The 21,268-nt window shown below is 69.2% G+C and carries 17 protein-coding genes; 11 read left to right on the forward strand and 6 right to left on the reverse strand.

The features are described 5' to 3' along the window. Window positions 1–83: 83 nt before the first annotated feature. Together AB3X10_RS01065 and AB3X10_RS01070 are read right to left on the reverse strand one after the other, a co-directional pair. Window positions 84–1,940 (reverse strand): peptidoglycan-binding protein, encoded by a 1,857-nt coding sequence (locus tag AB3X10_RS01065; RefSeq protein WP_369978314.1) that lies wholly within the window; start codon window positions 1,938–1,940, stop codon window positions 84–86. A 31-nt stretch (window positions 1,941–1,971) separates the two neighbouring features. Continuing rightward, window positions 1,972–2,412, reverse strand: coding sequence for a lysozyme inhibitor LprI family protein (locus tag AB3X10_RS01070; RefSeq protein WP_369978316.1), 441 nt, complete (start codon window positions 2,410–2,412; stop codon window positions 1,972–1,974). Between the two features lie 144 nt (window positions 2,413–2,556). Here AB3X10_RS01070 and AB3X10_RS01075 point away from each other — a divergent pair, with 144 nt between their 5' ends. The 3 genes from AB3X10_RS01075 (at window position 2,557) to AB3X10_RS01085 (ending at window position 5,983) form a co-directional block, all read left to right on the forward strand. Further along, window positions 2,557–3,456: a DUF4424 family protein gene (locus tag AB3X10_RS01075; RefSeq protein WP_369978317.1), complete on the forward strand. Its 900-nt coding sequence runs from the start codon at window positions 2,557–2,559 to the stop codon at window positions 3,454–3,456. A gap of 202 nt (window positions 3,457–3,658) precedes the next feature. Beyond that, window positions 3,659–5,065, forward strand: a complete 1,407-nt coding sequence (locus AB3X10_RS01080; RefSeq protein ID WP_369978318.1) for an MFS transporter — start codon at window positions 3,659–3,661, stop codon at window positions 5,063–5,065. A gap of 129 nt (window positions 5,066–5,194) precedes the next feature. Next, window positions 5,195–5,983 (forward strand): EcsC family protein, encoded by a 789-nt coding sequence (locus AB3X10_RS01085; RefSeq protein ID WP_369978319.1) that lies wholly within the window; start codon window positions 5,195–5,197, stop codon window positions 5,981–5,983. 54 nt (window positions 5,984–6,037) lie between these two features. Here AB3X10_RS01085 and AB3X10_RS01090 read toward each other — a convergent pair whose 3' ends face one another. Beyond that, window positions 6,038–6,931, reverse strand: coding sequence for a LysR family transcriptional regulator (locus AB3X10_RS01090; RefSeq protein ID WP_369978321.1), 894 nt, complete (start codon window positions 6,929–6,931; stop codon window positions 6,038–6,040). Window positions 6,932–7,041: 110 nt separating this feature from the next. On the opposite strand from AB3X10_RS01090, the gene AB3X10_RS01095 reads away from it, so the two are divergent. The 4 genes from AB3X10_RS01095 to AB3X10_RS01110 all read left to right on the forward strand — a co-directional run bounded on the left by AB3X10_RS01095 (window position 7,042) and on the right by AB3X10_RS01110 (window position 10,960). Further along, window positions 7,042–7,872 carry an SDR family oxidoreductase gene (locus tag AB3X10_RS01095; protein WP_369978322.1) on the forward strand — a complete coding sequence of 277 codons (831 nt, stop codon included), beginning with the start codon at window positions 7,042–7,044 and terminating at the stop codon, window positions 7,870–7,872. A 170-nt stretch (window positions 7,873–8,042) separates the two neighbouring features. Continuing rightward, on the forward strand, window positions 8,043–9,137 hold the full coding sequence (locus AB3X10_RS01100; RefSeq protein ID WP_369978324.1) for an alpha/beta hydrolase fold domain-containing protein: 1,095 nt from the start codon (window positions 8,043–8,045) through the stop codon (window positions 9,135–9,137). 280 nt (window positions 9,138–9,417) lie between these two features. Continuing rightward, window positions 9,418–10,275 carry an NYN domain-containing protein gene (locus AB3X10_RS01105; RefSeq protein ID WP_369978326.1) on the forward strand — a complete coding sequence of 286 codons (858 nt, stop codon included), beginning with the start codon at window positions 9,418–9,420 and terminating at the stop codon, window positions 10,273–10,275. 82 nt (window positions 10,276–10,357) lie between these two features. Continuing rightward, a complete protein-coding gene (locus AB3X10_RS01110; protein ID WP_369978327.1) occupies window positions 10,358–10,960 on the forward strand; it encodes a DUF938 domain-containing protein in 603 nt (200 codons plus the stop codon). A 206-nt stretch (window positions 10,961–11,166) separates the two neighbouring features. Here the strand turns inward: AB3X10_RS01110 and AB3X10_RS01115 are convergent, their stop codons facing one another. Next, window positions 11,167–11,511 carry a hypothetical protein gene (locus AB3X10_RS01115; RefSeq protein WP_369978329.1) on the reverse strand — a complete coding sequence of 115 codons (345 nt, stop codon included), beginning with the start codon at window positions 11,509–11,511 and terminating at the stop codon, window positions 11,167–11,169. 378 nt (window positions 11,512–11,889) lie between these two features. Here AB3X10_RS01115 and AB3X10_RS01120 point away from each other — a divergent pair, with 378 nt between their 5' ends. Further along, window positions 11,890–12,672, forward strand: coding sequence for a hypothetical protein (locus AB3X10_RS01120; protein ID WP_369978331.1), 783 nt, complete (start codon window positions 11,890–11,892; stop codon window positions 12,670–12,672). 305 nt (window positions 12,673–12,977) lie between these two features. Here AB3X10_RS01120 and AB3X10_RS01125 read toward each other — a convergent pair whose 3' ends face one another. Continuing rightward, window positions 12,978–16,685, reverse strand: coding sequence for an indolepyruvate ferredoxin oxidoreductase family protein (locus AB3X10_RS01125; RefSeq protein WP_369978333.1), 3,708 nt, complete (start codon window positions 16,683–16,685; stop codon window positions 12,978–12,980). 191 nt (window positions 16,686–16,876) lie between these two features. Here AB3X10_RS01125 and AB3X10_RS01130 point away from each other — a divergent pair, with 191 nt between their 5' ends. Both AB3X10_RS01130 and AB3X10_RS01135 read left to right on the forward strand, forming a co-directional pair. Then, window positions 16,877–17,485 (forward strand): tetratricopeptide repeat protein, encoded by a 609-nt coding sequence (locus AB3X10_RS01130; protein ID WP_369981587.1) that lies wholly within the window; start codon window positions 16,877–16,879, stop codon window positions 17,483–17,485. A 521-nt stretch (window positions 17,486–18,006) separates the two neighbouring features. After that, complete coding sequence (locus tag AB3X10_RS01135; protein WP_369978335.1) at window positions 18,007–18,921, forward strand: AEC family transporter; 915 nt, start codon at window positions 18,007–18,009, stop codon at window positions 18,919–18,921. 91 nt (window positions 18,922–19,012) lie between these two features. On the opposite strand, the gene AB3X10_RS01140 is transcribed toward AB3X10_RS01135, so the two are convergent. Beyond that, entirely contained in the window at window positions 19,013–20,506 is a 1,494-nt protein-coding gene (locus AB3X10_RS01140; protein WP_369978336.1) for an AAA family ATPase, read from the reverse strand. A 123-nt stretch (window positions 20,507–20,629) separates the two neighbouring features. Here AB3X10_RS01140 and AB3X10_RS01145 point away from each other — a divergent pair, with 123 nt between their 5' ends. Further along, complete coding sequence (locus tag AB3X10_RS01145) at window positions 20,630–21,262, forward strand: ParA family protein (RefSeq protein WP_145707239.1); 633 nt, start codon at window positions 20,630–20,632, stop codon at window positions 21,260–21,262. Window positions 21,263–21,268 lie beyond the last annotated feature (6 nt).

Below are 21,268 nucleotides of genomic sequence, written 5' to 3' on the forward strand. Positions count from 1 at the left end.
GTGTAGCCGCGCTACAAGGCGTTGCATCGCAAGAACTCCGCGCAAGCAGCGCCGACTTGCACGGAGTCGAACTGCGTATCGGCTCAGGCCACCATGGTGCGTGCGCCACTGGCCTGGGTTTGCTCCTGCGAGCGCTCCAGTTCGCGAGCGTGTTCGGCGGACAGCGCCTCCCGTGCCCGCTCGCTGCTGTCTTGCAGCGTTTGATTCACCGCTTGAGCGGTACTCACGGGGTCGGTCATGCGATTCAGCGATGTCTCGTCGCGTACGCCGCTCACCTGCACTGCGCGGGCCATGGAGCCATCGCCGTTCAACTCGACGCGGTCGACACCGTTCAGGCCATTGTGAATTGCCTGCGCCGAGAGCGCGCCAGCCAGACGTTCGCTATGGATCCCGGGCTGGATGCCACGCTCGGCTTCAACACCGTGCACCTTCTCCAGCATTTGCCGGAATAGGGAATGGCGGCTGTGGTTCGGATCAGACAGCAGCGGAGCATCGTGTGCCGGCCCGGGTGCAGTCTCGGTCGGAGTGCGCTGGCTTTGGGTGGAGTTCGTGCTGGGTACTATTCCAGAATGCTGCAATTGCGATGCTGCCGCATCGGTCGCAAGGGTTGGCGTATTCGTCTGAGCCAGCTGCGCCTTCTGCGCAATAGTTTGCAACGTACTGGAATCGGCGATCCCCGTTGGCGTCAGCTGGTTGGCTTCCTGAAACGACTTGACTGCGTGCCTTGTGCCGTCGCCAAGATAGCCATCAACGCTCAAGGACTTGCCGGCAGCATCGGTGAAACCGAGCTTGGCCAAGTGCGTTTGCAAGTCGCGCGCTTGCTGGTCGATGGCACCTAACGTCGCCGGTCCGGCCTTGCCGTCCACTGACGTCAGGCCATTGGACTGTTGGAACGTCTCCACTGCATGCTTGGTCGATGCGTCAAACTGCTGATCTACCTGCAAGGCATTGCCATTGGCGTCGGTATATCCAAGCACGCTCAAGTTGGATTCCAGCTTGCGCACCTCTTTGCCGCTTGAACCCTCCTTGAGTAGGCCCGAGGTTTGTCGGCTTGGCGATGCGTTTACCAACTCCAGAGCCTTTTGAAAATCTGGGTCGTTACGTTCGGAGGAAGGGTCAAAATCCTTGCCGCTGACCTTGGCATGCGCCCGGTCCAGCGCCTCTTGATTGTTTGCGTACCCGTTCTCGTATTTTTCAGCCACATTGGCTGCTTTAGGGCCATCGTAATAGCGGTAGGTTTCGCGTATTTCGTCTGCCTTGGCACGCAAGGCGTCGTAGTCGCCACCGTCCTTCAACACCTTCTCAAGTTTTGGTAACTGGCTCGGTAGCTGATTCGCGGTCTTGGCCAACAGGCTGATCGCTTCGAAGCGGCGGTCCTCGCTTATGTTGCTGCCGCTCGCATCCACGATCGATATCGCGGTCTGCGTCGCGTTTCTGACCTGGGGATAGTCGATATTGCTATGGATCCACTGCTTGCCTTCGGCAGAGCCGGCCCACGCATTGATGCTGTCGCGGGTTCCTGTGTCAATGAAATTCAGCGATGTCCGCCCGTTGAGGCCGTTGCCATGGCTCAGCAAATCGTTGCGCAGCGCGGACTGATCCTCGGTGAAGGGAAGATTGTGTGCCTTTGCATAAGCGGATGCCTGTTGGACAACGGCATCCACATACGTCTGCTCGCCAGGTTGCAAGGTTCGGTTTTCTATCGAACCCAGCGGCCAGGTGCCGCGCTGTCCGAAATCGACCTGGATGGCGCCAAGGCTATAGCCGCTGTTTTGCGCGACCTTTCCGACCTGTCCCCAGTTCGGTTCGGATGTGCCGACGGTAACGCCGGCGATCGCGAGATGGTAGGACGCTGCACCACCTTCGGTGCCTCGCCCGACGGAAAAGTACACAGCGCCCGAGACAGTGTCGAGGTTTCGGGTATCGATGTTGTCAGCCATAAGATGTCCTTTTCTTATATGGAACGTCGATTCAATTGATCAGGCGAAGATACTTCTCGAGCTGATCGGCACGCGCACAGAGCCGGAACAACGCAGCTTCGCCGCCGTCCAGGTTTTCCGCTTGGGTATTGCGGTAGATCGCGGCTTCGAGGTTGCCATCCTTGGTCCTGGATTGCAGCCAGGCGCGCTGGGCATCGACCAACTTGGCCTTGCCATCGGCATTGAGAGCCGCGATCAGTTGTTTGTAGATCTTGTTCAATCGCTTGTCTTGCACGCTCTGTTCCTGCGAGATGCAGGTCGCTTGCTCGACTGCGCCACGTGCTTGCTGTTGACAAGTAAGGTAGGCGGCGGACAAGCCTTTTGGAGAAGAGGAGCCGCTATGCGTCTGATCGGTGGCACAGGCCCACGTGGAGAAACCGACGGACAACACCCCTAGCACCAGCAGGCGGCTCTTGATTCCCTTGCTTGCCACGTGTCTCTCCTTATGAACTGGACTGGTGGAACCAGGCAGGAAGATTCGCAAAGCCTCGGTTAATATGTTGTTGACGGATACAGATGTGGCCATACGACTGTCTGGCTGGTGTGTTTGCCTCTTCTCTCCCAACAGCGCTCGCTCATGCCCCTCAACGGCTTTCTGGTCCGCACCCTGTTCGCCCTCGCGCCGCTGTTCGCGGCCACCGCCCATGCCAACGACAGCAGCTTCGGCGATGCCAACGGCAGCATCCAGCTGACCCAGCAGCCGGATATCCGCATGAGCAAGGAGGCCTTGTTCATCAGCGAGGAGCTGGTGCGGGTGGACTACGTGTTCACCAACACCAGCACGCGCGATCTGCTGGTGCCGATCGCCTTCCCGATGCCGCCGATGTACTTCGGCATGGCCGACCACAGCGCATTGACCGAGTTCAAGCTGTGGGTGGACGGCAAGCCGGTGCGCACCGAGCGCAAGCTGGTGGCGCAGCTGGACGGCGCCGACGTGTCGCGCGCGTGGGCGGCCAGCGGCTGGAGCACCGACGACCTGGCCAGCTACATCGAATCCGGCAAGACGCCCAAGGGCCGCAAGCCACTGCCCAAGGACTGGTTCGACCCGGACGGGCAGCCGCTGTTCACGCTCAGCGAGTACTTCACCTGGCAGCAGCGGTTTGCCGCGGGCAAGTCGGTGTCGATCCGCCACAGCTATGTGCCGAGCCTGGCGACCGGCGTGCCGCAGCCGGCCAGCGAGCTGATCCGCGACTACGCCAAGGACACCTGCCTGGATGACGGCGCGCAGCGCAGCGTACGCCGCCGTGAGGGCGAATACGGCCTGCAATGGAGCAACCTGCGCTACATCCTGTTGACCGGCAACAACTGGAAGGGGCCGATCCAGGACTTTCACCTGACCCTGAAGAAGCGTGCGCCGACCGACATGCTCAGCCTGTGCTTCGACGGCGAGCTGAAGCGCACCGATCCGCTGACCTTCGAATTCGCGCAGAAGGACTTCGTGCCGAAGCAGGATGTGAACGTGCTGTTCCTGCGCTAGCGCAGGGGCGGCCATCGGCGGTCGCCGCATGCGGCGCTACGTATCGGTGCGAGCCGCCTGCAAGCCGACGTCCCGCTGAACGCGAACCGGAATGCCGCTGCAATTTCGACAACGAAGGTAGCGGCTGCGCAGGGCAATCGGTCAGCATGCGCCAGCGCCGGCGGTTGCAGCCGTCGGCGATCCTCTTCGCTGGTGCATGCCCATGCTCGATCCCGCCGCCGCTCCTTCCGATCCCGCCGCGCTGGTGGCGGCGCGCATCGATCGCCTGCCGGCGACGGCCACGCTGTGGCGGCTGGTCGCCTTGCTCGCGCTGGGCGGGTTCTTCGAGCTGTACGACCTGTTCCAGACCGCCTACATCAGCCCGGGCCTGCTGCACGACGGCATCTTCGCCAGCGGCGCGGCGGGCGTGTTCGGCATCGCCGACCAGGCCGCGTTCGCCTCGGCCACCTTCCTGGGGCTGTTCCTCGGCGCCAGCCTGCTCAGTCCGTTCGCCGATCGCTTCGGGCGCCGTCCGGTGTTCACCTTCGCCCTGCTCTGGTACACCGCCGCGACCGTGGCGATGGGCCTGCAGAGCACGGCGCTGGGGGTGATCGCGCTGCGCTTCGTGGTCGGCATCGGCCTGGGCATCGAGCTGGTCACCATCGATACCTACCTGTCCGAGCTGATGCCCAGGCACATGCGCGGGGCGGCCTTCGCGTTCGCGTTCTTCGTGCAGTTCCTGGCGGTGCCGGCGGTGGCGGTCAGCGCCTGGGCGCTGGTGCCGCACGCGCCGTTCGGGGTCAGCGGCTGGCGCTGGGTGGTGCTGCTCAGCGGCACGTTCGCGGTGGCGATCTGGTGGCTGCGCCGGCGCTTGCCCGAATCGGCGCGCTGGCTGGCGGCGCAGGGCCGGCACGCCGAGGCCGATGCGGTGCTGCGCGATCTGGAAGCGCGTTGCACGGCCGACCTGGGGCGCGCGTTGGAGGCGCCGCGGATCGAGCCGCAGCTCGCCACCGCCGCGACCCGGGCGCGGTTCGCCGCGCTGTGGAAGGCACCGTACCGGCGCCGCGTGGCGATGCTGGTGGCGTTCCACGTGTTCCAGGCGATCGGCTTCTTCGGCTTCGGCAACTGGTTGCCGGCGCTGCTGTCGGCGCAGGGCGCAGACAGCGTACATGGGCTGGGCTATGCGTTCGCGATCTCGCTGGCCTATCCGCTGGCGCCGCTGCTGTTGCTGCGCGTCGCCCAGCGCTGGGAGAACAAGTGGCAGGTGGTGTGGTCGGCGCTGGGTGCGGTGCTGTTCGGCACGCTGTTCGCCTGGCAGACCCAGCCGCTGGCGATCATCGCCTGCGGTGCGGCGATCACCTTCTGCAATGCCTGGATGAGCTTCGCCTACCACGGCTACCAGGCCGAACTGTTCCCGACCGCGCTGCGCGCCCGCGCGGTGGGCTTCTGCTATTCCTTCAGCCGCCTGTCCACCGCCGGCAGCAGCCTGCTGATCGGTTTGCTGCTGGAGCGCGCCGGCAACCGCGGCGTGCTGGCCTTCATCGTCGCCAGCCTGCTGGCGGTGGCTGCCATCATCGGCGTGTTCGGCCCGCGCACCCGCAACCGCACGCTGGAGCAGATCGCAGGCTAGGGCGCCGGCGGCCCGCCGCTTACCCGCGTTCGTCATCTGCCCTCGACAGCATCGCCCCGCCAGCCGGTGCATGCTGTGCCTTCCCACGCCACTCCTTCGGCCATGACCTCCAATCTCCCCGTTCCCGCCATGGATGCCGCCGATCACCGCGACCTGGCCCAGGCGCATGCGTTGCTCGAGCATCCCGGCCTGGCCGCGAAGATCGCCAACACGGTCGGCGCGCCGATCGAGGACCTGCTCAGCAAGCGGCTGCCGAAGGCGCTGTCCTCGCGCATCGACACGATCAGCCACCGAGCGCTGCGCATCGCCCTGCGCTCGGCGCTGCTGACCTTGCGTACGCAGGCGCCGGGCACGGCGCGGCCGCGCCTGCACGGCATGGCGGTGGCCGCGACCGGCGCGGCCGGCGGTTTCTTCGGCCTGCCCGGCCTGCTGGTGGAACTGCCGCTGACCACCACGCTGATGCTGCGCTCGATCGCCGACATCGCCCGCGCCGAGGGCGAGCGCCTGGACGATCCGGCCACCACCCTGGCGTGCCTGGAAGTGTTGGCGCATGGCGGGCGCAGCGCGCGCGACGACGGCAGCGAGTCGGGCTATTTCGCGGTGCGGACGGCGATGGCGCAGCAGCTCAGCGCCGCCGCGCAGTACATCGCCGCGCACGGGCTGGGCAGCAAGGGCGCGCCGGCGCTGGTGTCGCTGATGTCGCGGATCGCGGCGAAATTCTCGATCACGGTCAGCGAGAAACTGGCGGCGCAGGCGGTGCCCTTGGTCGGCGCGGCCAGCGGCGCGCTGCTCAACACCGTGTTCATCGCCCACTTCCAGGCGATGGCGCGCGGCCATTTCATCGTGCGCCGGCTGGAGCGGCGCTACGGCGAGGCGGCGGTGCGGCAGGCCTACGAGGCGTTGCCGGCGTCGCGCTGACGCATGGCCGTGCGGTTCGATGCGGACCCGCCATGGTCCGCATCGCGCCCGTGCCTAGCCCGGTTCGCGCATCACCTCGATGAACGCCTGCAGCCCCGCCGGCACATGGCGGTGGCCGGAGTAGTACAGGAACAGTCCCGGCAGCGGCGGGCACCAGTCGTCGAGCACGCGGACCAGCGCGCCGCTGTCCAGCTGCGCCTGCACCGCCACTTCGGATAGGTAGGCGATGCCCATGCCGGCCACCGCGGCGTCGGCCATCAGGCCGAGATGATCGAGCGTGAGCGGGCCGCCGACCTCCACCGCCAGCTCCTGGCCGTGGCGCGCGAATTCCCAGCGATAGGGTTTGCCGCTGGGCAGGCGGAAACCGATGCAGGTGTGCTGGGCGAGTTCGTCCGGCGTGCGTGGCGGCGGGTGCTGCGCGAGGTAGGCGGGCGATGCCGCGGCGATGAAGCGCTGCGGGCCGCCGAACGGGACCGCGATCATGTCCTGCGGCAGCGTTTCGCCCAGGCGCATGCCGGCGTCGAAGCCGGCGGCGACGATGTCGACCAGCCGGCCTTCGCTGACCAGGTCCAGCGCCATCGCCGGGTAGCGCTGCAGGAAGCGCGGCACCACGCGCTGCAGCAGCAGGCGCACGGCGGTCTCGTTGGCGTTGATGCGCAGCGTGCCGCTGGGGCCGTGCGCGAAGCTGCCGACGTCGTCCAGCGCCTGGTCCAGTTCGCGCAGCAGCGGCTGCAGCCGCGCGACCAGCCGCTCGCCGGCCTCGGTGGGGGCGACGCTGCGCGTGGTCCGGTGCAGCAGGCGCACGCCCATGCGCGTCTCCAGCGTGCGCATCATGTGGCTGAGCGTGGACGGCGACAGCCCCAGTTCGTCGGCGGCCTTGCGGAAGCTGCGATGCGCCACGATCGCGGCGAAGGCGCTGAGGTCGGTCAGGGCGGGTCGCTGATTCATGGGCGATTTTCACTGACGCATGCGAGATTGGACGGATAGTAACAGCGGTACGCGAGGGCTAGCCTGATCCCGACCGCCACGTTTCCGTGGCTTTGCGAGAAGACAAGCCCATGAACCGCACGCATTTCATTACCGGGACCTCGTCCGGCTTCGGCCGCCTGCTGACCGAGCAACTGCTGGCGCGCGGCGACCGCGTCGCCGCCACGCTGCGCCGGCCCGGGGCGCTGGACGACCTGAAGGCCGAATACGGCCAGCGCCTGTGGGTTGCGGCGCTGGACGTGACCGACGCCGACGCGCTGCGCGCCGTGGTCGGCCGCGCCTTCGCCGAGCTGGGGCGCATCGACGTGGTGGTCAGCAATGCCGGCTATGCGGTGTTCGGCGCCGCCGAGGAAGCCAGCGACGCGCAACTGCGCCGACAGCTGGACACCAACCTGGTCGGCTCGATCCAGCTGATCCGTGCGGTGCTGCCGCATCTGCGCGCGCAGGGCGGCGGACGCATCGTGCAGGTGTCGTCGGAAGGCGGACAGATGGCCTACCCGGGCTTCAGCCTGTACCACGCCAGCAAGTGGGGCATCGAAGGCTTCGTCGAGGCGGTGGCGCAGGAAGTGGCGCCGTTCGGCATCGACTTCACCCTGGTCGAGCCCGGCCCGGCGGCGACCGACTTCGGCCGCGGCCTGGACCGCACCGCGCCCGCCCCGGCCTATGCGGACACGCCGGTGGATGCGCTGCGCCAGGCGCTGGAGCAAGGCCGTTTCGTGTTCGGCGATGCGCGCAAGATGGTGCGCGAGATGCTCGCCGCGCTGGAGGTGTCGCCGGCCCCGCGGCGCCTGCTGCTCGGCGCGCAGGCGTATGTGCATGTGCGCACGGCGCTGCAGCAACGGCTGGCCGAGCTGGAGGCGCAGCAGGCGATCGCGCTGTCCACGGAGATGGAGGCGGGCTGAGGCGCGGCCTGCGCCGACGGGCGATGCGCAGCCTTGCGATCGTGCCGCGGCCCGATGCGGCTTCGCTCGAGTGGCGGAATCGTGCAAAGCCGGCTCCGCGCAGCGCCGGTATCCTCTGCGTCCAGATCGCCACGCGGGAGAACAGGGACGTGACCGGACACTTGCAGCGGATGAAAGCGGGATTGCTCGGGCTGGCCGTATGCCTGGCGGCGCCGGTGGCGATCGCGGCCGATGCGGCGCACGACGGCATCCGCCACATGCCCGCCTTCGACCTGCCGCTGTCGCCGTTCCTCAGCCCGCAGGCGCGGGCGGCGGCGCGCGACGGCATGGCCCATGGCGACCCCCTGGCGAAGATGGACAACGCCACGCTGGCGCGCGAGCTGCCGCGCATCCGCGCCGAGACCGAAGCGTGGGCCAAAGGCGTGGTGGAACCGCTGCGCGAACGCTACGGCGTGAAGATCACGACCGCGACCTGGAACGGCGTGCCGGTGACGCTGGTGCAGCCGCGCGATGCGTCGCCGGCGCAACGGCAGCGGCTGCTGATCGAGCTGCATGGCGGCTCCTTCGTGATGGGCAGCGCGGCCTCGTTCGGCATGATGGAAGCCATTCCGGTCGCGGCGCTGACCGGCGTCACCGTGGTCAGCGTCGATTACCGGATGGGGCCGGAGCACAAGTTCCCCGCCACCAGCGAGGACGTGGCCACGGTGTACCGCGAAGCGCTCAAGCGCTACGCGCCGCAGCACATCGGCCTGTTCGGTTGCTCGGCCGGCGGCGTGCTGACCGGCGAGTCGCTGGCCTGGTTCGCCAAGGAAAAGCTGCCGATGCCGGCGGCGGCGGGCATGTTCTGCGCCGGCGGCGACGCGCGCTACCGCGGCGATTCGCGCTACGTGGTGGCGGCGGTGAACGATGCGCCGCTGCCCGATGCGCAGGGCGCGCTGCCGATCATGGAGGACCTGTACTACGGCGACGGCGTGGATTTCCACGACCCGCTGGTGTCGCCGGTGTTCTCCGATGCGCTGCTGGCGCAGTTTCCGCCGCTGCTGTTCGTCACCGGCACGCGCGCGGCCGAACTGAGCAATGTCGTCTACACCCATTCGCGCCTGGTCGACCTGGGCCGCGACGCGGACCTGCACGTGTGGGACGGCATGGGCCATGCGTTCCATCTCAACGATGCGCTGCCCGAAAGCCAGCAGGCCTTGCGGGTGATCGCGCGCTTCTTCCGCAAGCACCTGGGGTTGCCGGAACTCCCTGCCGCAACGCCTTGAGCCGTTGCGGGCGCGGCGGCAGGCACGCTACGGCCGAGACGGCCGCTGCGTCGCCATCCGGCGCGATCGCGTCGCGATGAGTTGCATGGCATGCGGCGATCGATGGCGCGAATGCGCGGTCGATCGCGCCCCGCTGCAGCCGGCGAAGCGATCGCGGTGATGCGGCGAGACTGGCCGCCGCTGCGCCGGAGTGGCAAAGTGGTGCCCGGCGCCGAGGCATGCCGGCGTCACGCCGCTGCGCGCACCATCGCCGCCTTACGTTGCCATGCAGGTCCCCGCCATGAAAACCCGTTCCAGATCCGAGACCGACGACGACCAGCCGCGCCTGGCGGTGCTGATCGATGCCGACAACGCGCAGCCCTCGGTGATCGAAGGCCTGCTGGCCGAAGTGGCCAAGTACGGCGTGGCCAGCGTCAAGCGCATCTACGGCGACTTCACCAGCACGCGCATGACCCAGTGGAAGCAGGCGCTGCTGAAGCACTCGATCAGCCCGGTGCAGCAGTTCGCCTACACCAGCGGCAAGAACGCCACCGACAGCTCGCTGATCATCGACGCGATGGACCTGCTGTACACCGGCCGCTTCGACGGCTTCTGCCTGGTCTCCAGCGACAGCGACTTCACCCGCCTGGCGCAGCGCCTGCGCGAGGAAGGGCCGACCGTGTACGGCTTCGGCGAGCGCAAGACCCCGGACGCGTTCGTGCAGGCCTGCGACAAGTTCATCTACACCGAAGTGCTGCGCAGCGAGGCGGCCAGCGCCGAACCGTCCAAGCCGTCCACGGCCGCGGCCAAGCCTGCGCGCAAGGCGAGCAAGACGCCGCAGCCCGCGCAGGCGGCCAAGCCCGAAGCGGCGGCGGCCACGCCAGCGCCGCCCGCAGCCGCCGAGGCCAAGGCGCAACCGCTGTCGGCGCCGCTGAAGCTGCTGCGCCAGGCGATCGAGGAAGCCTCCGACGACCAGGGCTGGGCCGGGCTCGGCAGCGTCGGCAGCTACCTCAACAAGGTGCGCCCGGATTTCGATCCGCGCCTGTACGGGCACAAGAAGCTCAGCGACCTGCTGCGCCGGCTGTCGGCGCAGTTCGAGATCGAGGAACGCGGCAACGAGGGCGGCGGCAAGCGCATCTTCGTGCGTTCGCGCAGTTGAGCGGCATGCTGCTGCCGGTCGCGCCATCGTGTGTCGCCCTGGCACGCCGCGGCGCTGCAGCGCGCATGCCGGAGCAACGGCGATGACCGACAAACCGTACGCCCCCTCCTGCGACCGCAATCGCGACCCGATCCTGCAGGTGCTGCGGCGGCATTTCGCCGACCGCCGCCATGTGCTGGAGATCGGCAGCGGCACCGGCCAGCATGCGGTGCATTTCGCCGCCGCCTTGCCGCAGCTGACCTGGCAATGCAGCGAGCGCGCCGAGCACCTGCCCGGCATCGCGCAATGGCTGGACGCGGCCGCCTTGCCGAACACGCCGCCGGCCCTGGCGCTGGACGTGCAGGCAGGGCCGTGGCCGGCCGCCGGCTACGACGCGGTGTTCAGCGCCAATACGCTGCACATCATGGGCTGGCCCGCGGTGCAGGCGTTCTTCGCCGGCGTCGGCGCGCTGCTGGCCGACCGCGCCGACGGCACGCTCGCAGTGTATGGGCCGTTCAACGATGGCGGCGCGTTCAGCAGCGACAGCAACCGGGAGTTCGATGCCTGGCTGAAGGTGCGCGATGCAGCGAGCGGTATCCGCGACTTCGAGGCGGTCGACGCGCTGGCGCAGGCGCAAGGACTGCTGCTGCAGGAGGACGTGGCGATGCCGGCGAACAACCGCTGCCTGGTCTGGCGGCGCGGCTGAGCCCGGCGCCGCGCCTCGCGGCAGTGGCGCGCTGGGGCCCTGCGTACGGGCAGTTGCCTGCAGCCAATTCGTATCGCGGCTACGGTACGGCGCTACGCGAGGTCAGCCGCGCTCCCGCGGCATGATCGGCGCGAGGCATGCCGTGCGGCGCGTGGCAGGCATGCAACGCGCCGATGCAAGTACCGGGGCCGCCCCGCAGGCGCCGCCTACAGGGGTTCCGCCGTGCACAACGCGCGCATGCTGGCCGAGCCCACGGTCTGCCGGTTGGCATCGGTGACCAGCACATTGGCGGTGATGTAGCCGCTGGTCCTGGGACAGTAGAAGCTGCAATAGACCTGATTGGTGCAATTCGCCGGATAGATGACGCTGAGCCCGTTGGAATTGAACGACCAGGCATAGTTGTAGGCGCCGGCCGGCGTCACGTCCGCGTAGCAGAGATTGCTGCCGGTGCAGTCGAGGGTGACGCTCTGCGCGCGTGCCGATGGCGCGACGCCCAGCGATGCGGCGGAAACGAACAGCAATGCGGCGAGGGTCGAAACGACCTTGTTCATGGACATGTCCTGGTGGATGATCCCCTGCGTCCGGGATGCTGCCAGATCGCCCCGGCGAAGACGCGATGTCCATCACCGTCCACAAAAACGCAGAAGGTGGCCATGCCGGGACGTGCCGCATCTGGGACTGATTTCTCGGCGCAGCGATACCTCGAAGGCCAGGCCAGCATGGCGCGGGCCGACAACCTGCGCGTCGCGGCATGCGGCGCCGTGTCGCCGCCGGCCACAGCGACGTTGCGGGCACGTGAGGACAACGGCGCTCAGCCTCATCGCGCGCTCACCCCGATGGCACGGGGGATTAACCGAACGTTCGCCACTGTGCGATCACCACGGGCCGATGCACATGGCCGGTGATCCCAATCACTGCGGAGCGTTCCCATGAGCAGCAGCAACGAAGCACGCGATCTCAATCGCGATCCCATCTCCGGCACGCCGGGTTCGCATCCGGTCGGCGTCGGCCTCGGCGGCACGGCGGGCGGCGTGGCCGCCGGCGCGCTGGCCGGTACCGTGTTCGGTCCGCTCGGCACCCTGATCGGCGCCGCGGTCGGCGTGGTCGCCGGCGCCGCCGCGGGCAAGGGCGTGGCCGAACGCATCGACCCCACCGGCGAAAGCGAATACTGGCGCGAGGAATACCGCAACCGCGACTACGTGAAGTCCGACTACGACTACGAGCGCGACTACGCGGCCGCCTACGGCCTCGGCCTGCAGGCGCGCGAAGCGCATCCGAACCGGAGCTGGGACGAAACCGAGACCGAGCTGTCGCGCGACTGGGGCACACGCCGCGGCGAATCGCGCCTGGAGTGGGATGATGCCCGCCTGGCGGCGCGCGACTCCTGGCAGCGTGCCGACACCACCTACCGCACCTACGAAGACACCGACCGCTATTACGCCGAGCGCTTCGACAGCGTGGACTACCGCGATGCCGATGCCGGCTACGACGATTACCGCCCGGCCTACCGCTACGGCGTGCAGGCGCGCAGCCGCTACCAGGACCGCGATTGGGACGACCGCCTGGAAACGGATCTGGAAAGCGGTTGGGAGCGCGCCAAGGACCGCTCGCGGCTGACCTGGGCGCAGGCCAAGGCGGCGGTGCGCGAGGCGTTCCACTCGGATCGCTACGACGCCTCGGGCCGCGGCACGAAGCCGGATCCGCGGGTCTGACAGCGCGGTGAGTCGAGCCGAGCATCCCACTCGAGCGGGCGCAGCCAGAATCGCGCGCTCGCTTCGATCGACGATCCTCGCTCCGTTCTCCACAACGCCGCCGGCACGCATGCCGGCGGCGTTTTTCGTGGGCGAAGCGGATCGTTGGCCTAATGCCCTGTAGGAGCGGCTTCAGCCGCGACCGTTCTGTCCTGGCTGCGACGTTGCCGATCAGCTCCCACACTGCCTGTCGCGGTTGAAACCGCTCCTGCAGGGGCGTGCTGGCCGGGCGCGTTTTTGACGCGTCGCGTGAACGACGCAGCCATTCAAGCCGCCTGCACGATATGCAGCGCCTTCGGATTGCGCCAGGTCGCCAGCAGCCGCGCCTCGCGCTGCTTGGCTTCGTGCAGGTGCGCTTCCTTGACGTGGCCGTAGCCGCGGATGTGCTCCGGCACGCTGGCGATCTCCACCGCCAGCGCCAGGTTGTCCGCCGCCAGGCGCTCCAGCAGTTCGCCCACGGTGCGTTCGTAGTCGGCGATCAGCTGCCGCTCGCCGCGGCGTTCGGCGCTGTAGCCGAAGAGGTCGAACCTGCCGCCGCGCAGCACGCGCAGCTTGGCCAGCCACTTGAACGCGGTGAACATCCACGGCCCGTACTCGCGCTTGAGCGCGCGGCCCTGCGCATCCTTCCTGGCCAGCAGCGGCGGCGCCAGGTGGAAGCGCAGCGAATAGGCGCCGTCGAACTGCTGCTGCAGCTGGCGCTGGAAATCGCTGCTGGTGTACAGCCGCGCCACTTCGTATTCGTCCTTGTAGGCCATCAGCTTGAACGCGTAGCGCGCCACCGCCTCGGTCAGTGCGGTGGAACCGGCGGCGACGCGCTGCTCGGCCTCGCGCACGCGCTCCACCAGCGTGGCGTAGCGCGCGGCGTACGCGGAGTCCTGGTAATCGACCAGGAACGCGCGGCGGCGCGCGACCAGTTCGTGCAGCGAGCGCGACAGGCGGGTGTCGTCCAGCGGCGCATGGCCGCTGTCGGCGGCATCGCCGGCCGCGGGCAGGTCGCGCGCCTGGCGCGCGTTGTGCGGGTTGCGCGGCGCGGCGCTGGCGCCGGCCTCGTGTCCTTCCCATTCGCCCGGCGGCAATTGCTGCAGCCGCTGCGCGCCGGGGTCGGCCTCGGCCACGACGCTGCCGGCCGTGCCCGCCGCCTGCCGCACCGCGGCCAGGTCCAGCGCCGCCAGGCGGCCCCAGGCGAAGGCCTGCTGGTTCATCGCCACCGCCGCGCCGTTGAGCTCGATCGCACGCATCAGCGCGGCATGCGACAGCGGCACCAGCCCCTGCTGCCAGGCATAGCCGAGCATGAACAGGTTGCTGGCGATGGCATCGCCGAGCAGCGCGGTGGCCAGTTGCGTGGCGTCGAGCAGCAGCGGCTCGCGCCCGCCCAGGGCCAGGCGCACGCCGGCGACGATGTCGGCGGCGGGGAACTGCATGTCCGGATGCGTGGTGAAGGTGCCGGGCATCGCTTCGTAGGTGTTGAGCACCACCTGCGAGCGGTCGCCGCGCACCTTGGACAGCGCCCAGTAGTCGTTGACCACGACCATGTCGCAGCCCAGCACCAGGTCGGCCTCGCCGGCGGCGATGCGCACCGCGTGCAGGTCCTCGGGCTGGCGCGCCAGGCGGATATGGGTGGTGACCGCGCCGCCCTTCTGCGCCAGGCCGGTCTGGTCGAGCACGCTGGCGCCCTTGCCTTCCAGGTGCCCGGCCATGCCCAGCAGCGCGCCGATGGTGACCACGCCGGTGCCGCCGACGCCGGTGATGAGGATGTTCCAGGGCTGGCTCAGGTCGCTGCGGAAGCTGGGGAGCGGCAGGTCCTGCAGCAGCGTGGCCGCGTCGGCCTTGCCGCCCTTGCGCAGCTGCCCGCCGTGCACGGTGACGAAGCTGGGGCAGAAGCCCGAGACGCAGGAGTAGTCCTTGTTGCAGCCGGACTGGTCGATCTGGCGCTTGCGCCCGAACTCGGTCTCCTTCGGCAGCACCGACACGCAGAAGCTCTTCTCGCCGCAGTCGCCGCAGCCCTCGCAGACCAGCGAATTGACCAGCACGCGCTTGGCCGGGTCGGGCAGCTTGCCGCGCTTGCGCCGGCGCCGCTTCTCGGTGGCGCAGGTCTGGTCGTAGATCAGGATGCTGGTGCCCTTGACCTCGCGCAGGCGCTTCTGCACCGCGTCCAGCTCGCTGCGGTCGTGGAACTCCACCTCGCTGGGGAACTGCTCGCGGCGCCGCGTCCACTTGCCGATGTCGTCGCTGACCAGGGCGATGGTGTGCACGCCTTCGGCGCGCATCTGCCGGGCGATGTCGGGCACGCTCAGGCTGCCGTCCACCGGCTGCCCGCCGGTCATCGCCACCGCGTCGTTGTAGAGGATCTTGTAGGTGATGTTGACGCCGGCGGCGATCGACTGGCGGATCGCCAGCGAGCCGCTGTGGAAGTAGGTGCCGTCGCCGAGGTTCTGGAACACGTGCGGGGTGTCGGTGAACGGCGCCTGCCCGGCCCAGGTGACGCCTTCGCCGCCCATGTGGGTGAAGGTGTCGGTGGAGCGGTCCATCCACGTCACCATGTAGTGGCAGCCGATCCCGCCCAGCGCGCGCGAGCCTTCCGGCACCACGGTGGAGGTGTTGTGCGGGCAGCCGGAGCAGTAGTGCGGCACGCGCGGGAAATTGGCGCGCGGCAAGGCCATTTCCGCTTCCTTGGCTTCCATCCAGCGCAGCCGCTGCTCGATCGACTCGGTGTTGAAGAACCGTTGGATGCGCTTGCCGATCACCGCGGCGATGGTCGCCGGGGTCAGTTCGCCGGTGGACGGCAGGATCCATTCGCCGGCCTCGTCGTACTTGCCGACGATGCTCGGGCGCGGCCCGGCGCTGGCCGGCCAGTTGTAGAACTGCTCCTTCATCTGCCGCTCGATGAAGGCCTTCTTCTCCTCCACCACCACGATGTCGTCCAGGCCCTGCGCGAACGCGGCGATGCCGATCGGCTCCAGCGGCCAAGTCATGCCGACCTTGTACACGCGGATGCCGATGTCGCGGCAGGCGCGCTCGTCCAGGCCCAGGTATTCCAGCGCCTGCAGCACGTCCAGGTAGCTCTTGCCGGTGGTGACGATGCCCAGCCGCGCATGCGGCGAATCCAGCACCGTGCGGTCCACGCCGTTGGCGCGGGCGAAGGCCTGCGCGGCGCGCACCGCATAGCGGTGCAGGCGCATCTCCTGGTCCAGCGGCGGGTCCGGCCAGCGGATGTTGAGCCCGCCCGGCGGCAGTTCGAAATCCTCCGGCAGCACGATCTGCCGCGCGAACGGGTCCACCTCCACCGAGGCCGAGGATTCCACCGTCTCGGCGATGGTCTTGAAGCCGATCCAGCGCCCGGTGTAGCGGCTCATCGCCCAGCCGACCAGGCCCAGGTCGAGGATGTCCTGCACTCCGGCCGGATTGAGCACCGGCATCATCGCGCTGACGAATTCCTCTTCCGAGCCGTGCGGCAGGGTCGAACTGCGGCAGGCGTGGTCGTCGGCGGCCAGCGCCAGCACGCCGCCGTGGCGCGAGGTGCCGGCGGCGTTGCCGTGCTTGAACACGTCGCCGCAGCGGTCCACGCCGGGGCCCTTGCCGTACCACATCGCGTACACGCCATCCACGCGCGCGCCGGGGAACAGGTTGGTCTGCTGCGTGCCCCACACCATGGTCGCGCCCAGGTCCTCGTTGAGGCCGGGCTGGAACTTCACGTTGGCCGCGTCCAGGTGCTTGCGCGCGCGCCACAGCTCCAGGTCGAAGCCGCCCAGCGGGCTGCCGCGGTAGCCGCTGACGAAGCCGCCGGTGTTCAGCCCGGCGGCGCGGTCGCGCAGCTGCTGCATCAGCGGCAGGCGCACCAGCGCCTGCACCCCGGACAGGTAGATGCGGCCGTCGGTGCGGGTGTACTTGTGCTCCAGGGTGTAGCCGGTGTCCACGCTGTCGGCGGCCGGTACGGCGAGGGAAGACGGCGGACGCGGATCGGCGATGCGGTTCATGGCTTGCCTGGAGATGGAAGGCTGGCGCGTGCGCGGCGCAGGCCAGGCACGATCCCCCGATTGTATCAGCGCCATTTTTGTGGGCCTGCCCCTCGCCCCGGGCGGCGGACGCGGTTAGGATGCGGATGGGGGAGGGGACCACCTCCAAGGGGTTGTCAGCAGTGAATGCACATAAATACGCACTGGCCGCGATGCTGGCCTGGGTGGGCATGGCCGCGGTCGATGCGCGCGCGCAGGCCTTGCCGGCGCCGAAGGAGTTCTACTTCGACCAGGACCGCAGCACCGCGCGTCCGATCACCGCGGTCGCCGGCAGCGGCGATGCGCTGGTCGATCGTCTCGCCAGCATCGTGCAGCGCGATCCGAACGCGGCCGAGGCGCGCGCGCAGCTGGCGGCGATCGCCATGGCCGGCGGCCGCCGCGAACTGGGCGAAGAGCTGTACCAGGCCGCGCTGCGCACGCTGAGCGCCGGCGCGCAGCGCCGCCAGATCGAGTGGAACTACGGCTGGGACCTGTTGCGCGCCGGCGATCCGGCGCGTGCGCTGGCGCAATGGAGCGGCCTGGTCAACGGCCGCCCGGCGGCGCCGGACTGGGTGCCGCCGACGCTGGCGCTGGTGCTGTGGCGGCTGGACCGCAAGGACGAGGCGGTGAAGTGGTACGCCGCCGCCGTGCGCACCTGGCCGGACCAGTGGGGCCCCGGCGCCGATTTCGCCAAGCTGCTGCCGGCCTGGCGCGACGACGAACGCGCCACCCTGGCCGAGGTGCAGGCCGCCTGGCAGGCCAAGCCGCCTGCCTGGCCCTGAGCTGCCGGGCTTGGAGGTACGGTGAGGTTCGCGCGATCGGTGACGATCATGTGGGGCGCTGGACATCGTGTCATCGTGCCAGTCATGGCTGGAGCCGCCGCATGGGCTGCGCACGCCGATCGGCCGGGCGCGCTGTAGAGCGCAACTGCGGGGGCTTCGGCGCCGCCGCCATCCGCAACCGTTGGGTCCGTCGCTTCGTTTGTCGCGACTGAAGTCGCTCCCACAGAGGCTGCAGCGAGCGTCCCTGACGCACTGTGAGGGGCTCCAGATGCGCCGCGCAATGCGTCAGAAAGACCATCGCTTCGCCGATGGCGGCTGATGGCCCGAGACTACTCGGAGTTGCTCCTACAGGGCCTGTGGCAGGCATGCCGGGTGCATTGTGGGAGCGACTTCAGTCGCGACGCATTGAAGTTGCATGCGCCAGCGCAGTTATGCAGCGCACCGGCGCATCCGGCCACCAAATCGCGGCCCGCGCACCCATGCGATGATGCCGCGTCCCGCTGGACTTTAGTGTTGTGCCGATGGCTTTCGACGCGTTCGCCCTGATGCTGGCCATGTTGGTGCTCGGCAAGCTGTTCGCGCAGTTGCGCGCGCTGCCGCCCACCACCCCAGAAGTGCTCAACGGCGTGGTGCTGTACCTGTGCCTGCCGGCCTCGGTGCTGATCTACGTGCCGCGCCTGCAGTTGGACCTGTCCCTGCTCGGCGTGATGCTGACCCCTTGGCTGCTGGCCGGCGCGACCGTGCTCGCGGCGCTGGCCTTGCGCCGGCCGCTGCGCCTGCGCCGCGACCAGTACGCGGTGCTGCTGCTGTGCGTGGCGCTGAGCAATTCCAGCTTCATCGGCTATCCGATGGTGCGCGCGCTGCTCGGCGAGGCGGCGCTGCCGTATGCGGTGGTCTACGACCAGTTCGGCACCTTCCTGTTGCTGTCCAGCTTCGGCCTGTACGTGCTGGCCCGCTACAGTGGCGAAACCCCGCCGTCGCCGCGGCAGACGCTGCTGCGCATGCTCCGCTTCCCGCCGCTGTGGGCGCTGGCGTTCGCACTGACGCTGATGCCGGTGCAGCCGCCGGCGTGGATCGCCTCGGGCCTGCAGCACCTGGCCGATGCGATGCTGCCGCTGGTGATGCTGGCGGTGGGCCTCTCGATCCAGCTGCGGCTGCCGCGCGAGGAACTGCAACCGCTCGCCGCCGGCCTGCTGCTGAAGCTGCTGCTGTTGCCGGCGCTGGCCTGGCCGCTGTCGTGGGCGCTGGGCCTGCGCGGCCAGGCGCTGCAGGCCAACGTGCTCGAATCGGCGATGCCGACGATGATCACCGCGGCGATGCTGGCGATCTCGCACCGGCTGGCGCCGCGGCTGGCGGCGGCACTGGTCGGCTACGGCATCGTGCTGTCGCTGGCCACGCTGCCGGCCTGGGCATGGCTGCTGCGGACGCTTCTGTAGGAGGGGCTTCGGCCCCGACCGGGGCGTTACCGGCAATGCCCGCTCGGGCTTGAACCCTCTCCTGCAGGCCTCCTGCAGGAAAGCACCCCGCTCAGTCCGCCGGCACCGTGCGCTCGCGCGCCCACTCGCGCAGCGCCTGCACCTGCTCGGCCATCACCACCGACAGCGGTCGCGTGCCGCGGATTTCCTGCATCAGCAGCTCGGTGTCCAGCGGCCGGCTCTCGGCATGCGCGGCGTACAGGCCGGAGACGATGGCCTGCTCGATCTCGGCGCCGGAAAAGCCGTTCGCCGCGGCCGCCAGCGCCGGCAGGGCGAAGTCCTCCTCGCGCAGCTTGCGCCGCGCCAGGTGCAGGCGCAGCAGTTCCACCCGCGTGTCCGCATCGGGCAGGTCGACGAAGAAGATCTCGTCGAAGCGGCCCTTGCGCAGCAGTTCCGCCGGCAGTTCGTGCACCTGGTTGGCGGTGGCGACGATGAACACGCCGCCGGCGCCGGCCTGGGTGCCGCGCTCGGCCATCCAGGTCAGCAGGTAGCCGAGCACGCGCCGCGACACGCCGCCGTCCTCGCCGCCGCTGGCCAGGCCCTTCTCGATCTCGTCGATCCACAGCACGCACGGCGCCAGCTGCTCGGCCGCGGCCAATGCGCCGCGCAGGTTCTTCTCGGTCTCGCCGTGGTACTTGTCGTACAGCGAGCCGAAGTCCAGGCGCAGCAGCGGCACGCCGAAGCCGGCGGCGGTGGCCTTGGCCAGCATCGACTTGCCGCAGCCCTGCACGCCCAGCAGCAGCACGCCCTTGGGCGGGTCCAGCCCGGGCGGGGCGGTGCCGGCGAACACCGCGCGGCGCTGCTCGATCCAGCGCTTGAGCCGGCGCGCGCCGGCCACGTCGGCGAAGCGGGTGGCGTCGTATTCGTAGTGCAGGTGGCCGCTGCGGTTGAGCAGCTCGAACTTGAGCCGGGCCAGCTGCGGCAGGTCGGCGGCGTTGAGCGCGCCGTCGGCGTAGATCAGCTGGCGGGCGATGCGGCGCGCGTCGATCAGGCTCAGCCCCTGCAGGTTGCGCAGGATCTGCTTGATCGCCTCGCCGTCCACCTCGACCCGGCGCCCGCCGAACTCGCGCGCGTAGCCGGCGGCCTCCTCCTGCACCATCTTCAGCAGCGCATTGGCGTCGGGCAGGCGCGGGTTGAAGCGAGTGGCCAGCGCTTCCAGTTCGGCCGGCAGCTCGATCCTGGCGCCGATCAGCACCAGCACGTGCGGCTGGCAGTGGCGGCGCTCGACGATGTCGCGCAGCAGGCGCTGGTGGCTGGCGTAGCCCAGGTACGGCACCACGTCCAGCAACAGGTAGATGCCGCGCTGGTCGGCCTGCTTGATCGCCTGCAGCACCGCGCTGGCGTCGGGCGGGCCGCTCGGCTCGTCCTCGCGGTCCAGGTCGATGCGGCGCAGGCCCTCGGTGATCGACCAGCGGTGCAGCGCGCGCCAGACCTGCATCAGCGCCTGCCGGAACAGCGCCACGATGCGCGCCTCCTCCTGGGTCTCGATGACGATCAGGGGGGTGTTGGCGCGGATCAGCGCGGTCAGGTCCTGCAGCTCGCTCATGGGCGATCCGTTGCCGTGGGGCCGCCACGATAGCAACGCGCCGGCCCGCCCGCTACGCGTTGACTACCGGCCAACATGGGGCCGGTGTACGCTGCGGCCTCTTCTTCCGGAAGCGAGGCGCGCATGAAGACGATCCTGGTGGCCGGCTCCAAGGGCGGCGTGGGCAAGACCACGATTGCCACGCACCTGGCCGCGTACTACGCGCTGGCCGGCAAGCGTACGGTGCTGGCCGATGCCGATCCGCAGGGCTCCTCGACCCGCTGGGCCGAGCGCCGCGCCGGCCTGGACAGCGCCGTGCTGCCGATCGACGCCAGCCGCAAACGCGCCTGGCGCGCGGCGCTGCCGGACGACACGCAGCGGGTGATCATCGACGGCGCGGCCGGCGCCATGGCCGAGGACCTGGCCCAGTTCCTGGACGAGGCCGATGCGGTGGTGGTGCCGGTGATGCCGTCGGCGCTGGACATCGAGGCCACCGTCGGCTTCCTCAACACCCTGGCCAAGGTGCCGCGGGTGCACCAGCGCAAGTTGCCGGTGGGGCTGGTGATCAACCGCAGCAAGCCGTGGACCCACGCCGCGCAGCAGGCGCTGGAGATGCTCGGCGGCTGGCCGTATCCGGTGCTGGCGCAGCTGCGCGACAGCCAGGCCTACGTGGTGCTGGTCGGCCTCGGCCGCAGCCTGTTCGACTACCGTTCCGCTCAGGTGCGCGATCACCAGCAGGACTGGGAACCCTTGCTCAAGTGGCTCAAGAAGGCCTGACCGATG

The sequence above is a fragment of the Xanthomonas sp. DAR 80977 genome (assembly GCF_041240605.1).
GTDB lineage: Bacteria > Pseudomonadota > Gammaproteobacteria > Xanthomonadales > Xanthomonadaceae > Xanthomonas_A > Xanthomonas_A bundabergensis.

Bases quoted from the DNA above. Each gene is read 5' to 3' on its own strand.
- AB3X10_RS01065 (WP_369978314.1), bottom strand. From the start codon at position 1,940: ATGGCTGACAACATCGATACCCGAAACCTCGACACTGTCTCGGGCGCT.
- AB3X10_RS01075 (WP_369978317.1), top strand. From the start codon at position 2,557: ATGCCCCTCAACGGCTTTCTGGTCCGCACCCTGTTCGCCCTCGCGCCG.
- AB3X10_RS01080 (WP_369978318.1), top strand. From the start codon at position 3,659: ATGCTCGATCCCGCCGCCGCTCCTTCCGATCCCGCCGCGCTGGTGGCG.
- AB3X10_RS01085 (WP_369978319.1), top strand. From the start codon at position 5,195: ATGGATGCCGCCGATCACCGCGACCTGGCCCAGGCGCATGCGTTGCTC.
- AB3X10_RS01090 (WP_369978321.1), bottom strand. From the start codon at position 6,931: ATGAATCAGCGACCCGCCCTGACCGACCTCAGCGCCTTCGCCGCGATC.
- AB3X10_RS01095 (WP_369978322.1), top strand. From the start codon at position 7,042: ATGAACCGCACGCATTTCATTACCGGGACCTCGTCCGGCTTCGGCCGC.
- AB3X10_RS01100 (WP_369978324.1), top strand. From the start codon at position 8,043: ATGAAAGCGGGATTGCTCGGGCTGGCCGTATGCCTGGCGGCGCCGGTG.
- AB3X10_RS01105 (WP_369978326.1), top strand. From the start codon at position 9,418: ATGAAAACCCGTTCCAGATCCGAGACCGACGACGACCAGCCGCGCCTG.
- AB3X10_RS01110 (WP_369978327.1), top strand. From the start codon at position 10,358: ATGACCGACAAACCGTACGCCCCCTCCTGCGACCGCAATCGCGACCCG.
- AB3X10_RS01115 (WP_369978329.1), bottom strand. From the start codon at position 11,511: ATGAACAAGGTCGTTTCGACCCTCGCCGCATTGCTGTTCGTTTCCGCC.
- AB3X10_RS01120 (WP_369978331.1), top strand. From the start codon at position 11,890: ATGAGCAGCAGCAACGAAGCACGCGATCTCAATCGCGATCCCATCTCC.
- AB3X10_RS01125 (WP_369978333.1), bottom strand. From the start codon at position 16,685: ATGAACCGCATCGCCGATCCGCGTCCGCCGTCTTCCCTCGCCGTACCG.
- AB3X10_RS01130 (WP_369981587.1), top strand. From the start codon at position 16,877: ATGCTGGCCTGGGTGGGCATGGCCGCGGTCGATGCGCGCGCGCAGGCC.
- AB3X10_RS01135 (WP_369978335.1), top strand. From the start codon at position 18,007: ATGGCTTTCGACGCGTTCGCCCTGATGCTGGCCATGTTGGTGCTCGGC.
- AB3X10_RS01140 (WP_369978336.1), bottom strand. From the start codon at position 20,506: ATGAGCGAGCTGCAGGACCTGACCGCGCTGATCCGCGCCAACACCCCC.
- AB3X10_RS01145 (WP_145707239.1), top strand. From the start codon at position 20,630: ATGAAGACGATCCTGGTGGCCGGCTCCAAGGGCGGCGTGGGCAAGACC.